The sequence below is a fragment of the Streptomyces sp. NBC_01017 genome (assembly GCF_045162795.1).
Lineage (GTDB): Bacteria > Actinomycetota > Actinomycetes > Streptomycetales > Streptomycetaceae > Streptomyces > Streptomyces machairae.
Window position 1 is genome coordinate 9,479,062 of record NZ_CP108683.1, and the last position, 14,256, is coordinate 9,493,317.

15 protein-coding genes are annotated in these 14,256 nt (G+C 71.9%); 7 read left to right on the forward strand and 8 right to left on the reverse strand.

The genetic code is table 11. From position 1 onward, the window contains the following. Positions 1-22 precede the first annotated feature (22 nt). Positions 23-1,261, forward strand: a complete 1,239-nt coding sequence (locus OG331_RS43345) for an ROK family protein (protein WP_406207554.1) — start codon at positions 23-25, stop codon at positions 1,259-1,261. Positions 1,262-1,333: 72 nt separating this feature from the next. On the opposite strand, the gene OG331_RS43350 is transcribed toward OG331_RS43345, so the two are convergent. After that, positions 1,334-1,714, reverse strand: coding sequence for a YybH family protein (locus tag OG331_RS43350; RefSeq protein ID WP_406207557.1), 381 nt, complete (start codon positions 1,712-1,714; stop codon positions 1,334-1,336). Between the two features lie 119 nt (positions 1,715-1,833). On the opposite strand from OG331_RS43350, the gene OG331_RS43355 reads away from it, so the two are divergent. Next, positions 1,834-2,283, forward strand: coding sequence for an RpiB/LacA/LacB family sugar-phosphate isomerase (locus OG331_RS43355; RefSeq protein ID WP_406207559.1), 450 nt, complete (start codon positions 1,834-1,836; stop codon positions 2,281-2,283). Here the strand turns inward: OG331_RS43355 and OG331_RS43360 are convergent. From OG331_RS43360 to OG331_RS43370, 3 genes are read right to left on the reverse strand one after another with little or no spacing between them, the layout of a single operon-like run. Then, positions 2,270-2,704 carry a tautomerase family protein gene (locus OG331_RS43360; RefSeq protein WP_406207562.1) on the reverse strand — a complete coding sequence of 145 codons (435 nt, stop codon included), beginning with the start codon at positions 2,702-2,704 and terminating at the stop codon, positions 2,270-2,272. The genes OG331_RS43355 and OG331_RS43360 overlap by 14 nt on opposite strands. Positions 2,705-2,749: 45 nt before the next feature. Then, the gene (locus OG331_RS43365) at positions 2,750-3,322 is read right to left on the reverse strand and encodes a DUF4865 family protein (RefSeq protein WP_406207565.1); all 573 of its coding nucleotides are present in this window, start codon (positions 3,320-3,322) and stop codon (positions 2,750-2,752) included. A 50-nt stretch (positions 3,323-3,372) separates the two neighbouring features. Beyond that, complete coding sequence (locus tag OG331_RS43370; RefSeq protein WP_406207568.1) at positions 3,373-3,930, reverse strand: TetR/AcrR family transcriptional regulator; 558 nt, start codon at positions 3,928-3,930, stop codon at positions 3,373-3,375. 187 nt (positions 3,931-4,117) lie between these two features. Here OG331_RS43370 and OG331_RS43375 point away from each other — a divergent pair, with 187 nt between their 5' ends. From OG331_RS43375 to OG331_RS43385, 3 genes are read left to right on the forward strand one after another with little or no spacing between them, the layout of a single operon-like run. Beyond that, positions 4,118-4,399, forward strand: coding sequence for an SHOCT domain-containing protein (locus OG331_RS43375; protein ID WP_328883496.1), 282 nt, complete (start codon positions 4,118-4,120; stop codon positions 4,397-4,399). Beyond that, a complete protein-coding gene (locus OG331_RS43380; protein ID WP_406207570.1) occupies positions 4,396-5,154 on the forward strand; it encodes an ABC transporter ATP-binding protein in 759 nt (252 codons plus the stop codon). The genes OG331_RS43375 and OG331_RS43380 overlap by 4 nt, the downstream gene beginning before the upstream one ends. Next, positions 5,151-7,712 (forward strand): ABC transporter permease, encoded by a 2,562-nt coding sequence (locus OG331_RS43385; protein WP_406207573.1) that lies wholly within the window; start codon positions 5,151-5,153, stop codon positions 7,710-7,712. Before OG331_RS43380 ends, OG331_RS43385 begins: the two co-directional genes overlap by 4 nt. Positions 7,713-7,752: 40 nt before the next feature. On the opposite strand, the gene OG331_RS43390 is transcribed toward OG331_RS43385, so the two are convergent. Together OG331_RS43390 and OG331_RS43395 are read right to left on the reverse strand one after the other, a co-directional pair. Continuing rightward, on the reverse strand, positions 7,753-8,295 hold the full coding sequence (locus OG331_RS43390; protein WP_406207576.1) for an ATP-binding protein: 543 nt from the start codon (positions 8,293-8,295) through the stop codon (positions 7,753-7,755). Between the two features lie 184 nt (positions 8,296-8,479). After that, positions 8,480-8,803: a hypothetical protein gene (locus tag OG331_RS43395; protein ID WP_406207579.1), complete on the reverse strand. Its 324-nt coding sequence runs from the start codon at positions 8,801-8,803 to the stop codon at positions 8,480-8,482. A 333-nt stretch (positions 8,804-9,136) separates the two neighbouring features. Between OG331_RS43395 and OG331_RS43400 the strand changes: the two genes are divergently transcribed. Next, entirely contained in the window at positions 9,137-10,261 is a 1,125-nt protein-coding gene (locus tag OG331_RS43400; protein WP_363032020.1) for a PLP-dependent cysteine synthase family protein, read from the forward strand. A gap of 9 nt (positions 10,262-10,270) precedes the next feature. On the opposite strand, the gene OG331_RS43405 is transcribed toward OG331_RS43400, so the two are convergent. Both OG331_RS43405 and OG331_RS43410 read right to left on the reverse strand, forming a co-directional pair. After that, entirely contained in the window at positions 10,271-10,741 is a 471-nt protein-coding gene (locus OG331_RS43405; RefSeq protein ID WP_406207582.1) for an SRPBCC family protein, read from the reverse strand. Positions 10,742-10,830: 89 nt separating this feature from the next. Beyond that, entirely contained in the window at positions 10,831-11,658 is an 828-nt protein-coding gene (locus tag OG331_RS43410) for a DeoR/GlpR family DNA-binding transcription regulator (protein WP_406207585.1), read from the reverse strand. 292 nt (positions 11,659-11,950) lie between these two features. On the opposite strand from OG331_RS43410, the gene OG331_RS43415 reads away from it, so the two are divergent. After that, a complete protein-coding gene (locus OG331_RS43415; protein ID WP_406207587.1) occupies positions 11,951-14,245 on the forward strand; it encodes a hypothetical protein in 2,295 nt (764 codons plus the stop codon). The last annotated feature ends 11 nt before the right edge of the window (positions 14,246-14,256 follow it).

Genomic DNA, 14,256 nt, shown 5'->3' on the forward strand with positions numbered 1-14,256 from the left:
GGCTCATGGGAGACTCGCCCTCATGAGCGGCAAGGCGGACCCCCGGGCGGCGGGGGAAGGGACCACCTCGAGGACGCGGTTGGACCGGGGGCGCGGCGCGCTCGGACCCGCGTTGGAGCTCGTGCACACCGGACGCGCGCCCACCCGTGCGGTCCTCACCGCCGAGCTCGGCGTGACCCGGGCGACGGCGGGCGCGGTCGCGGCCGAGCTGGAGGCGCTCGGGCTGATCCGGGTCGACGCACGGCCCGGTGCGGCGGCGGGCTCGCAGGGGCGGCCCTCGCACCGGCTGGCGGTCGCCGAGGACGGCCCGGTCGTTCTCGCCGCGCAGGTGCACGCCGACGGGTTCCGGGCGGCGCTGGTCGGCCTGGGCGGCCGTATCGTCGCCACCGCGCCCGGCTGCGAGACCGTGGACGCCGACCCGGCGAAGGTGCTCGGGTCCGTCGTCGAGGCGGGCGCCGACCTGCTGCGCACGACCGGACGGCGCTGCGTCGGCGCGGGTCTCGCCGTACCGTCCGCGGTCGCCGAACCCGACGGCCTGGCCCTGAACCCCCTGCACCTGGCGTGGCCCGTGGGCGCCCCCGTCCGCCGCATCTTCACGGAGTGCGTGCGCGCTGCCGGGATCACCGGACCGGCGTTCACCGGCAACGACGTCAACCTCGTCGCGCTCGCCGAGCACCGGCACGGAGCGGGGCGCGGCGCCCGCGATCTGCTGTGCGTGGCCACCGGGCACCGGGGCGTCGGCGGTGCGCTCGTGCTGGACGGCCGCCTGCACACCGGCAGTTCGGGCCTGGCCCTGGAGGTCGGTCACCTCACCGTGAACCCCGAGGGCAGGCCCTGCCACTGCGGCAGCCGCGGATGTCTCGACGTCGAGGCCGACCCGCTGGCGTTCCTCACGGCCGCCGGCCGCGAGCCCGGCCCCGAGCTCTCCCTGCTCCAGCAGGCCAAGGACCTGATCCGCACCCAGTACGACGACCCCACGATCCGCGTCGCCACCGAGGCTCTCATCGACCGCCTCGGCCTGGGACTCGCCGGCCTGGTCAACATCCTCAACCCCGACCGCATCATCCTCGGCGGCCTCCACGCCACCCTCCTCGACGCCGACCCCGACCGCCTGCGCGCCGTCGTCGCCGACCGCAGCCTCTGGGGGCAGAGCGGCAGCGTCCCGATCCTCGCGTGCACCCTCGACCACAACAGCCTGGTCGGCGCGGCCGAGTTGGCCTGGCAGCCGGTCCTGGACGATCCGCTGGGGGCGCTGACCTAGGGCTGTTGCGAAAGTGGTGGCTGGCGCGCGACGCCGCTTTCACGACAGGCCCTGGACGAGTCCGCACAGGCCCTAGACGAGTCCGCCCGGCGGCAGCCCGAGGTCGCGGCGTGCCGCCGGAGAGTCCGTGTACACCCGCCACTCGCCGACCAGCCCACCGGTGACGCGGGCGGTCCACAGCGCCGGACCGGCAAGCTCGGGCCGCGAGCACAGGGAGTATCCGGACACCGAGACGACCTCGTCCCCCACGGTCACGTCGGTGAATACGTTCCGGTAGTCCGCGAAGGCCGCGAAGAACGCGCGCCACGCCTCGATGCAGGCCTGTTTTCCGCTGACGGTGTCGCCCGCGGTGTCGATAAACGTGTGGTCGTCGGACATCAGCGAGGCCAGCTCGGTGAGGTCACGGTCGTTGATCGCGGCGTTGAAGCGCTGGACGACATCCACGGCATCCATCCCGGCCTCCTTTCCCCCAGTCTCCTGGCGGTCACCTCCATGCTCGGCCGCAGCGGGGACGACCGCACCCCCGGCCCACGGCCGCACACCGGCAGGCGGACCTGGGTACCCTTCGTGACATGCGGATCTCCGTCTCCTCCGACATGGACGAACCCGTGGCCCGCAGTCTCGTGGCCGAGCTGCGCGCCCGTGGCCACGCGGTGGTCACGCACGGGGCCCTGAATCCCGACTCGGACCCCCAGTGGGCCGCGTGCTCGGAAGCGGCCGCCCGCGAGGTCGCCGACGGGACGGCGGACCAGGCGGTCGTGTGCTGCTGGACCGGCACGGGCGCGTCGATCGCCGCGAACAAGGTGCCGGGCGTACGGGCCGCCCTGTGCGCGGACGCGTACACGGCGGACGGCGCCCGCCGCTGGAACGACGCCAACGTCCTCGCGCTCAGCCTGCGCCTGACGTCCGAGCCGCTGCTCAAGGAGATCCTCGACGCCTGGTTCGCCGGCGAGGCGAGCGACGACGCCGAGGATCGTGAGAACGTGGCCCGCATCGGCGACCTGGACATCAGGGAGCGGTGAGGCTCTCCGAGGTGGGGGAGCCGACGGGGGCGGGGGCATCGGCGTACTGCGCGACTCCCTCGCCGAACGACCAGTTGATGGGTTCGTTCTCGATGAGGTTGACGAACACGTTGCGAGGCTCGGTCCCCGCGTAGGCGTGGGCGAGTTCGGCGATCCGCCGGTACAGCGCCTGCTTCTGGGCGGGAGTCCGGCCCGAGCGCAGGGTGATCGTCACGTACACGATGCCGTCGTCCCGGTGGATGCCGAGATAGCCGTCGTCGTAGCGCAGGGTGCTGCGGGTGCCGTCGTGGCCGGCCAGCACCTGGAACCGGTCATCGGACGGAATCCCGATTGCTTCGACCAGGGCGTCGTGCACGGCACGACCGAGCGCGTCGAGCCGCTCGGGGTCGGCTCCCAGGGCGTCGATGCGGACGAAGGGCATGGGTCGGTTCTCCTGTCGCTAGTCGCTAGTCGCTAGTCAGCGCAGTCAGGCAGGTGCGTCGAGCGGCAGCCGCCCAGGCACGGACAGGTGCAGCACCTCGTACACGTCGCCGTCGGCCTTGGGGGTGTCGGTCTCCCAGAGGGAGAAATTGATCAGCTCCCAACGGCTCGTGTCCACGGCTGCCGCCGCGAGTACCGCACCGTCCTCGTCGGCCAACCTTTCGGTCTCGCGCTCCGCGTTCGCCGCCAGACCCGTCAACTGCACGCCGTCCGGGACCTGTTGACGCCGCAGTACCGCCACCCGCGCAGGCGAATGAGCGGCGCCCTCGTGCGCCAGCACGGTCCACTGACGGACCGACGGCCGTCCGAAGTCGTCGGCGATGCCCTGGAACGGGCCGCCCCAGAGGAAGGCGTTCATGCCCGCGACGGTGTGCCACAGGTAGAACGGCGCGTACTCGTTGACCGGTGATCCGTGCACGCCGCGCTCGCGTATCAGGTACGCCTTGAGGCCGAGCCCCTGCCAGTCGTCGAGAAGGTGCCCCTTGCTCGCCACACGACGCCGGATGATCTCCATGTCGTAGTCGGCGGGCAGGGTGATCCGGTACTGCGTCGCGTGCATCGTTCGGCCTTCCTGGTGCGTCCGGTGCGGTTCCTGGGGCGGTGCCGTTCCTAGCGCGGCGCAAGAAGGGACAGCAGGCCCCGGACACCCATGTCGAACGCGGCGGGCGAGCCGGACGCGCGGGCGAGGACGTAGCCGCCCTGGACGGTCGCGACGATCGTCGCCGCGATCGCCTCGCCGTCGAGCCCGGGCGCGAACTGGCCCTGCTCCTGGCCCTCCTCGACGATCCCGGCGAGCCGTTCGCGCAGCCAGTCGAGCGTCTCGTCGACGGGCGCCCGCAGTTCGTCGCTCGCGACCACGTCCGGGTCCATCGTGAGCCGCCCGATCGGACAGCCGCGCAGCACCTCGCGCTCACGCCGCAGATACGCCTCGATGCGCTCGTACGGTGTTCCCGGACCGTCGAGTACTCCCGCGGCGGTAGCCCGCATCTCCTCGGCGGTCCGCCGGATCGCGGCCAGCGCGAGATCGGGCTTTCCCTTGAAGTGGTGGTACATGCTGCCCTGCCCGGCCCCCGCACGCTCCAGGATCGCCTTGGGGCTGGTGCCCACATAACCGCGCTCCCACAGCAGTTCGCGAGTGGACTCGATCAGTCGGTCGGGAGTGCTCATGCTCCCTACTGTACATACTAGTAGTTACAGAAGTCGAGCCCGTCCGGAGCAGCAGAACCGGCCCCGCCTACTCCCCGCGAGGTACGCACACTGCCGCTGGCCGTACGACGACCCGGACCCCCTCACGGCGCGAGTCTCGAGACATCACCGAAAGACCCGACCGAACCGACCCGGGAGATGACTCGAGATGCAGACCCTGGCACACTTCGCCGACGGCGGCCCCGGCCCGTGGATCCTCCTCTTCCCGCTGATCTGGGCGGCCGTCGTGATCGGTGGCATCACGCTGCTGCGCCGCACCGTGTGGCGCGGACGCCGCGGCCCCGGGCGGCCCACCCCCGACGACAACTCGCCCATCACCGTGCTCGGCCACCGCTTCGCCTCCGGCGAGATCGACGAGGACGAGTACTGGCGCCGGCTGTCCGTCCTGGACGAGCAGTTCGGCCGCACGGGCAAGGGCGGTGCGGCATGACCGTCACGACCACCACGACAGGTACGCCGACGGCCGCCCGCGTCGTGGACGCCGTGAAGGTGTACGGCACCGGCGACACCAGCGTGAGGGCCCTGGACGGGGTGAGCGTCGACTTCCCGGTCGGCCGCTTCACCGCGATCATGGGGCCCTCGGGCTCCGGCAAGTCCACCCTGATGCACTGCGCGGCCGGCCTGGACACGCTCACCTCGGGCACCGCGCACATCGGCGACACCGAGCTGAGCAGCCTCGACGACCGTCGCCTCACCCTCCTGCGCCGCGACCGTGTCGGCTTCGTCTTCCAGGCCTACAACCTGGTACCGACGCTGACCGTGGCGGAGAACATCACGCTGCCGCTGGACCTCGCGGGCGGCAAGGGCGACCCGGAGTGGATCGACGCGCTGATCGACGTCGTCGGCCTGCGCGGCCGGCTCCACCACCGGCCCTCCGAGCTCTCCGGCGGCCAGCAGCAACGCGTTGCGGTGGCCCGGGCGTTCGCCGGCCGGCCCGACGTCGTGTTCGCCGACGAGCCGACCGGCAACCTCGACTCCCGCTCCGGCGAGGAGGTCCTCGGCCTGCTCGGCCGTGCGGCGCGCCAGTCGGCCCGCACGGTCGTCATGGTCACCCACGACCCCGTGGCCGCCGCCCACGCCGACGAGGTCGTCTTCCTCGCGGACGGCCGCCTGGTCGACCGCATGGAATCCCCGACCGCCGACAAGGTCCTGGACCGCATGAAAGCCTTCGAGGTGCCGTCATGAATGCCTCCGTCCGCCTCAGCGTGTCCTCCCTGCGTGCCCACAAGCGCCGCTTCGCCGGCACGTTCCTCGCGGTGTTCCTCGGCGTTGCCTTCCTCGCCGGAACCCTCGTCATGGGCGACACCCTGCGGGCCGGCTTCGACACGATGTTCGGGAACGCGACCAGCGGCACGGACGCCGTCGTCCGCAGCGCCGACGCCATCACCACGCCCGGCGAGAGCGAAGGCGTGCGCGCGCCCGTCGACACGGACCTGGTGCGCACCATCGAGCAGGCCCCCGGCGTCGCGGCGGCCGCGCCCAGCATCCAGGGCGCCGGCCAGCTCATCGGCAGGAACGGCGACCCCATCGGCGGGCAGGGCCCGCCCACTCTCGCCGGCAACTGGATCGACGACCCCGAGCTGAACCCGTACCGCCTGGCCGAAGGCCGCGCCCCGCAGAAGGCCGGCGAGGTCGTCGTCAACCGGGGCACCGCCGACCGCGGCGACCTGGGGATCGGCGACACCACGACCCTGCGCACACCCGACCCGGTCAAGGTGACCATCGTCGGCCTCGCGACCTTCGGCGGCGAGGACGGCATGGCCCAGGTGACCTTCACCGGCATGACCCAGGCCGACGCCGAGAAGTACCTCACCGCCCGCCCCGGCGAAGCGGCGACCATCCAGGTGCGGGCCGGACCGGACGTCAGCCAGCAGCAGCTCGTCGACGAGCTGACGTCCGTCCTGCCCAGCGGCGTCGAGGCCATCACCGGTCAGGAGTCGGCCGAGGAGAACACGGAGATGATCTCCAGCCAGTTCCTGACCGTCTTCACCACCTTCCTGCTGGTCTTCTCCGGCGTGGCCCTGCTCGTCGCGACCTTCTCCATCCACAACACCTTCGCGATCGTCGTGGCCCAACGCACCCGCGAGAACGCCCTGTTGCGCGCCCTCGGTGCCTCGCGCCGCCAGGTCACCGCGTCGACCCTCGTCGAGGCGACCGCCGTGGCCGTCACCGCGTCGGTGGCCGGCCTGGCGGGCGGCATCGGTATCGCGGCCGGCCTCCAGGCGCTGTTCCCGGCGATCGGATTCCCGTTCCCCGAGGGCGACTTGGTGATCAGCGCGATCTCCATGGCGCTGCCCCTCGCGGTGGGCATCGTGGTATGCCTCGGCTCCGCGCTGCTGCCCGCCGCACGAGCCGGCCGTACCGCGCCGCTGGCCGCCCTGCGCGAGACGGCCGTCGACACCTCCGGCGCCTCCCGCGCCCGCGCCGTCACCGGTCTCGGTCTCATCGCCCTCGCGCTCGGTGTGACGCTCACCGGCGTCCTGGTGTCCCCGACCATGTGGCTGGCCGCAGCCGGCGCGGTCCTCGCCCTGGCCGCCTTCGTGGTCCTCGGCCCGGTCGCCTCCTCGACGGCCGTACGGATCCTCGGCGGCCCCCTGGACCGACTCCGCGGCGTCACCGGCGGGCTCGCCCGCCGCAACGCCCTGCGCAGCCCGAAGCGTACGGCCGCCACCGCGAGCGCCCTGATGATCGGTGTGGCCGTCGTGTCACTGTTCACCGTGTTCGGCGCCTCGCTGAAGGCGACCATGGACCAGACCGTGTCCCGGTCGTTCGCGGGCGACGTGGCCGTCAGCACCCCGTCGTTCGGCGCGGGCGGCAGCGGACTGAGCCCGCGCCTCGCCGACGCGGTCCAGCGGCTGCCCGAGGTGGACACGGCCGTCGGACTCGGCCGGGGCGTCGCCGAAGTCGACGGCAAGGGAAGGGCGTTGACGGTCACCGACCCGGTCGCCCTGGAGCGCACCTTCGACCTCGGCTCCGTCAGCGGCTCCCTGCGCGACCTCGGCACCGACGGCATCGCCATCACCGAGAAGGAGGCCGACAAGCAGAACCTGACGACCGGCGACAGGACCCGGCTCACCTTCACCGACGGCCGCCAGGTGACCTTCACGGTCCGAGCTGTCTACGGCCAGTCCGAACTCGCCGGCGATTACGTCATCACTCGCGCCGCCTGGGCCCCGCACCGCACCCAGGACGCCGACACCCTGCTCGCCGTCTCCTTCAAGGACGGCGTGGGGACGGACGAGGGCAAGGCGGCGGTGGAGAGGGTTGCAGACCAGTACGGCAACCCCGACGTGCAGACCCGCGACGAGTACGCGCAGTCCTCGGCCGGCGGCATCGACATGATGCTCACCCTGGTCTACGCACTGCTCGCCCTTGCCGTGCTCATCGCACTCCTCGGCATCGCCAACACCCTCACCCTGGCGATCCACGAGCGCACCCGCGAACTGGGCCTGCTGCGAGCCGTGGGCCAGACCCGCTCCCAACTGCGCGCCATGGTCCGCTGGGAGTCGGTCCTGGTAGCAGCCTTCGGCACAGCCGGCGGTCTCGCCCTCGGCGCCTTCCTCGGCTGGGTCCTGGTCAAGGCCTCGGACGGGGCGAGCGACAGCGCCTTCGCCTTCGCGATGCCGCCGCTTCAACTCGCCCTGGTGGCCCTGGTCGGCATCACGGCCGGAGCCCTGGCGGGGCTACGCCCGGCACGACGGGCGGCCCGCCTGGACGTACTACGGGCGATCGCCACCGAATGACACCGGTGACGACACCGTCGAAGGTCCCCTCACCGCCCGGTCAGCCGACAACGGCCGACCGGGCGGGAGCATGCTCGGGCCGGCGCAGATCGACCGGCGCCCCGACCTCCGCGAGCCGACGTACCGGCTTGTCCACCGTCCTGCGCTGCGGCGGTCGCGCGGCCGTGGCCCGCGGCGCCAGGGCCGTCGGGAGCGTGAACCAGACGACCTTCCCGGACTCGCCGTCCGGCCGCACACCCCAGCTCTCGCTGACGGCGGCCACCATCGCCAGCCCGCGACCGCAGGTGGCGAGCGTGTCGGCGGCCCTGACGTCCGCCACGACCGGCAGTCGCGGGTCGTGGTCGCGCACCGAGACCATGAGCCGGTCCAGCAGCAGCTCGATCTCCACGGTGCACATCTTGTCCGGCCGGGCGTGCTGGTGGACGTTGGTCAGCAGCTCGGTCACACCGAGCGCGGCGCGGTCTATCAACGCGTCCAGATGCCAGTAGCGCAACTGCGCCGATACGATTCTGCGGACCTGACCGATCCGCGACGGCAGGGCTTGGAGCTCCACCGTGCAGTGCCTGCTTGGGTAACTGATCACGGCTGCGACTCCCCGACTGAAGAGGTCCGGAAGAACACGGAGTACGGATCCAGCAGGGGACTTGAGGAAAACGGCCGCCTGCTGTCGTGGCCGGCGGGCTGGTTCGCAGCGTTATCGCCGGTAAACCCAGAGTGACGTGAGACCAGCGTGACGCAGGGGACGCGGTACCGCAACTCGCAGTGACTCAGCCCTTACGTCCCGCAGCCTTCCGTACGGCCTCTATGAACCGGCGCGCCGCGGGAGGCCCCGCCTCTCCGGGAGCGGGGTCGTGATCACCCAGGGTCAGCGAGTAGCGCTTGCCGTTGATGTCGGCCAGCGCCTTGTCGTCCGGCGAGAACCACGGCTTGGACGCCCGAACGGCCTGCACCGGCGCACTGTCGATCTCGCTGCCGTAGCTGGTGAGCAGCTGCACCCTGCCGTCGCTGATCCGCACCTGCCCGGCCCGGGTCAGCGAGCGCAGCCGCTTCCCGATCCGCACGCCCGTGGCCCTGAACTCAGGATCCGCCATGCCCCGCCCCCTTGTGCGCGTCGGTGTGCCGGCCGGTCCTGCGCGGGTGCCGGCCCTGGTAGTGATCCAGTGTGCACCCCGTTCGGGATCGTCGTCCCTCCCGGGCAGTGTGCCCGCGTCCCGCGCCGAGCACCAGTACGCATGTCCCCCTGTTCGCGGTGCTCGGAGCACTCGCGCGAATGCGCCCCCAGGGCCCGGTGAGGTCACGGCCCAGGGGTGCCTTTGAGGCTCTCAAAGGTGTGTTTATGCAGGTGAGAAGCGTGCGGAAGATGTCTATGCTCGAAGTGACGGCCCCGCGAGTCGCCGTTGTGGCCGAACATGAGGAGTACCGCCGTGAGCACCCTTCAGCAGACCCCGTCCGGCGTGACCCTCGACGTCGACCAGAGCGACGCTGCCTATCGCACCTGGCTGAAAGAAGCCGTCCGCAAGGTCCAGGCCGACGCCAACCGTTCGGCCGACACCCACTTGCTGCGATTCCCGTTGCCGGAGCACTGGGGCATCGACCTGTACCTCAAGGACGAGTCGACCCACCCGACGGGCAGCCTCAAGCACCGACTCGCCCGCTCGCTGTTCCTGTACGGCCTGTGCAATGGCTGGATTCGGCCGGGCCGCCCGGTGATCGAGGCGTCCAGCGGCTCGACGGCCGTCTCCGAGGCGTACTTCGCGAAGCTCATCGGGGTGCCCTTCATCGCGGTCATGCCGCGCACGACGAGCGCCGAGAAGTGCCGTCTGATCGAGTTCCACGGCGGGCAGTGCCACTTCGTGGACGACTCCCGGAAGATGTACGAGGAGTCCGCCCGCCTCGCGGTGGACACCGGCGGCCACTACATGGACCAGTTCACCTACGCCGAGCGGGCCACGGACTGGCGCGGCAACAACAACATCGCCGAATCCATCTTCCGCCAGCTGGAGTTGGAACGGTTCCCGGAGCCCGCCTGGATCGTCGCCACGGCCGGCACCGGCGGCACGTCGGCGACCATCGCCCGGTACGTCCACTACATGCAGCACGACACCCGCATCTGTGTGGCCGACCCGGAGAACTCGTGCTTCTTCGAGGGCTGGACCACCGGCGATCCGGACGTCACCTGCGACTGCGGCTCCCGTATCGAGGGCATCGGCCGGCCGCGCATGGAGCCGAGCTTCGTGCCCGGCGCGATCGACCGGATGATGAAGGTGCCGGACGCGGCGAGCGTCGCCGCCGTACGGGCCCTGGAACAGGGCATCGGCCGCAAGGCGGGCGGCTCCACCGGCACCGGGCTGTGGAGCGCTCTGAAAATCGTCGCCGAGATGGTGGCCGAGGGCCGGCAGGGGAGCGTGGTGACGCTGCTGTGCGACCCGGGGGACCGGTACCTCGACAAGTACTACTCGGACGCCTGGCTCGCTGAGCAGGGCCTGGACATCGCGCCGTACGCGACGGCCATCGAACAGCTGTTGCAGACGGGCGTCTGGCCCGAGTGACAGAACCGTCTACGGTGTCAGCCGTTTGTCCAGTGCGGTCACCGCGTCCCGGAACGCCCGGCCGACACCGGGCCGCGCGAGGCCGAAGGCAAAACGGAACGGCGCCGTGCCGTCCACCGCGAACGTCCACTGCACCCGCGTGCCCGACCCCGCCGGGGCGAGCCGCCACTCCTCGACCATGGCCCGGGCACCCGGCGCGTTGGTGATGTCGATGCGGTAGGCGTACAACTCGGGGCTCTTCGTCGCGAGGATCGTCTCCTCGAAACGCGTACCGCCCTTGAGGCGTATCTCGCGCCGGGCACCGTCGTCGAGCGGGCGGGCCAGCGTCACCGCGGAGAACCACTCCGTCCAGCCGGACACGTCCTCGGCCAGCGCGTGGTGGACCGCCTCCGGGGGAGCGGTGATCTCCCGCGCGAAGACGTGCCGTACGGGCGCGGTCCCGACGAAGTCGAGACCGACCTCACGCAGCAGATGAGCCATGGACGAAACCCCCTGTGCCGACGCTGGACCGGGCACGCCACCCTAGCTGGCGCTCCGTCAGCTGTCTGCACCGCGGGACATCGCCTGGCTCAGAGGCCCGCATCCTCGTCGGGCTCGCCCGCCACGACCAGCCGCAGATGCTCCGCGATCTCGGCGCGCGCCTCGCTCTCGAGACCGGAGTCCGTCACCAGCGTGTCGATCTGCTCCAGCGCGGCGAACGAACTCAGCCCCACCACACCCCACTTGGTGTGGTCGGCGACCACCACGACCCGGCGCGCCGACTGCACCAGACGCCGGTTGGTCTCGGCCTCCGCGAGGTTCGGTGTGGACAGGCCGGCCTCGACCGATATGCCGTGCACTCCGAGGAACAGCATGTCGAAGTGGAGCGCTGCGATCGCCTGGTCGGCCACCGGGCCCACCAGCGAATCGGAGGGAGTGCGAACCCCGCCGGTCAGCACGACCGTGGCCGCGCCCTGCCGGGGGCCCGATGTGCGCTGCGCGGCGTGGAAGACGTCGGCGACCCGCACCGAGTTCGTGACCACCGTCAGGTCGGGCACGTCCACCAGCTGGTGTGCCAGCGCGTACGTCGTCGTACCGCCCGACAGCGCGATCGCGGTGCCCGGCGCGACCAGCTCGGCCGCGGACCGCGCGATGTCCTCCTTGGCCGTCAGCTCCAGACCCGACTTGGCCTCGAAGCCAGGCTCATGGGTGCTGGCCTCGACCACCGGAACCGCGCCGCCGTGCACCTTCTCCAGCACGCCCTGCCGGGCGAGCGCGTCGAGGTCGCGGCGTACCGTCATGTCCGACACGCCGAGCTTGCGGGTCAGCTCGTTGACGCGCACCCCGCCCCGTCGCCGTACCTCGTCCAGGATCAGGGCGCGCCGCTGCTCCGCGAGGAGGTTCTGATTCTCACTCACGTACGCTCCGGTCCTTTCGCCTCAAGCTGTCCGACCCGCCCTGCGCACCTGCTCTGATAAGGACATTCTCGTCCCTCCCGGTGCGCGGGACGCCCCATCCTCGCACGGGTCGGTACAGGTCGCGCCACTGGCCGTACCGACGCGCGCATGTCACTTCCGCATCTGCCGTTCCCCTGTTCTTCATACGGATCGGGGAGATTCCGTGACGAGAGGTGTAAGGGACCCCCCACGGGGAGATCCTTGTGCCCGCACGGACAGAAGCCGAAGGCTCGTCACGGGGGAAGTGCGAAAAGTGAAACGTGCGCAGGACCGCGCCGCAGCCCTGGAACTCCTGGTCCACGGGGTCGGCGGCACCACGCCGCAGGAGATGCTCGACGATCCGCGCACGGTGCGGATCACCGGCGACGACACGGCCGCCGTGTTCCGCCGCGCCGACGACGTCGACGCCGAGGACCGGCCGGACGACCACCGGGACGGCCCGGTGCCCGAGGCCTACGTCTGGTGCAACCTCACCTCGGGAAACAGCGCACGCGCCCTGTGGCTGCTGTTACTGCCGTTCATGGTGGTCAACCTCGCCCACTGGATGCGCCCCACCACACAGGACCGCCCGCGGACGGTGCGGCTGTACGGCCTGCTCGTACGGCTCGCCGGGCTGACGCTGACGGTGCTGCTCGTCGCGGCCGCCTGCGAGGTCGCCCTCGACCTCACGGCCTGGCAGTGCGCGGGCACGCGCGCGTGTGCCGACCGGCACAGCTGGCTGGGCTTCCTGTCGCCGCTCGCCTCGGACGGCGGCTGGTGGAGCAGACCCGGCCGCAGGCTCGCCCTCGCGGCCCTGGTGCCCGCCGCACTGACCGGCCTGCTCTGGTACCTCTCCCGCCGCACCTGGAGCGCATACGAGTCCCAGCAGCCGATGTCCCGTGAGCCCGGGCCCGAGGAGGAGTCCGGCGGCACCTCCCTGGGCCGCCCCGGCTTCTGGTACGGCCGTCGCCTGGTCGCCCGGCTGCGCGCCGCGCACACCGCCGCCGGCCTGCTGACGGTCGCCGCCGCGGTCGGCGCGGCAGCGGCACGCTTCGACCGCAGGCCCGGCGGACCCGCGCTCCTCGACACCCTGGGATGGCTTCTGGAAGCGACGATCCTCGCGGGCGCGGCCGTCGTGGTGTGGGTGGTCAGCCGCCGGGGCCGCAGCGAGAACCGCCTCGACCAGGAACTCGACGAGCATCTCGTACGGCGCCTGCCGCTCGCCGCCCTCGTCCTGCTGGTGCTCGCCCTGGCGTACGCCGGGTGGGAACGGCCGGGCTGGCAGTCGACGGGCCGCCTCCCGGGCGACCCCACCTTCGGCGCGATCGCCTTCCTCCAGGGCCTGCTCGTGATCGTGCTCGCCGTCGTCGCCCATGCCCTGCACCGCACCCGGCCCGACCCGCGCGCCGCCATGCGCGGCCTCGCCGGACCGGCCGTGGTCATGCTGGCCTGCGCCCTCGGCGGGGTGATGTCGGGCGGCGTCGCCCAGCGGGTCGCCGACTGGCTGGACGGCACGCGCGCGTCCATCGCGGGCCCGCCGGTCCTGCTGACCTGGCAGGCGTCCGTGATCCCGCCGCTGCTGGTCCTCCTGCTGCTGCTCTGCGGCGGGCTGGCATGGCGGGCCTGGCTGCTGCGCCGCACCGAGCTGGGCACGGTGGAGCTCGACTACGCCGGGGAGCCCCGGGACACCGCACGCACCCGCCGTATCGCTAGCACGCGCGCGATGGCCACGCTCACCGACCGCGCTCCCCTCGTCGTCGCCGTCATCTCCACCGCGACCCTGCTCCTGGGCGCCGGAGCCCTGGTCGGTGCCATGACGACCGACGAGACACCGAGCGAGGCAGCCGACGGGTCGTACGCCTTCGTGCACGGCGCCGCCGAGACCGCACAGGCACTGGGCTCCTGGCTGATCGGCCTCGGCTTCATACTCTTCGTCACCTGGGGCCGACGCGCCTACAAGGACGCCTCCGCACGGCGCACCATCGGCATCCTGTGGGACGTCGGCACCTTCTGGCCCCGCGCCGCCCACCCCTTCGCACCGCCCTGCTACGCCGAGCGTGCGGTGCCCGACCTGACCTGGCGGATGGCGACCTGGACCCGGGCCGATGACGGTCGCCGCCTCGTCATCTCCGGGCACTCCCAGGGCAGTGTGCTCGCGGCCGCGGCGGCCTGGCAGCTGACACCCGCCGACCGCAAGCGGGTCGCGCTGCTGACCTACGGCTCCCCGCTGGAACGCCTCTACGGCCGTTGGTTCCCCGCCCACTTCGGCCCGGCCGCCCTCGCCTCCCTGCACGCCGAGGTGGACTGCTGGCGCAACCTGTACCGCGTCACCGACCCCATCGGCGGTCCGGTCCGTCTGCCCGGCAGCTGCACCCCCGAAGTGGACCGCGCGGCTCTCGAGGACCCCTTGGCGTACGGCCGCACACCTGAACATCCCTTGCCCGCCCCCATCCTCGGCCACGGCGACTACCAGGCGGATCCGGCGTTCGCCGAGGAGCGGGAGCGGCTGCTGGCCAGGCTGAAGCCGGAGTTGCCCGCACAGCGGCCGGAGGTCGGTGCCGAGGGCTGACCGGGCGCCGA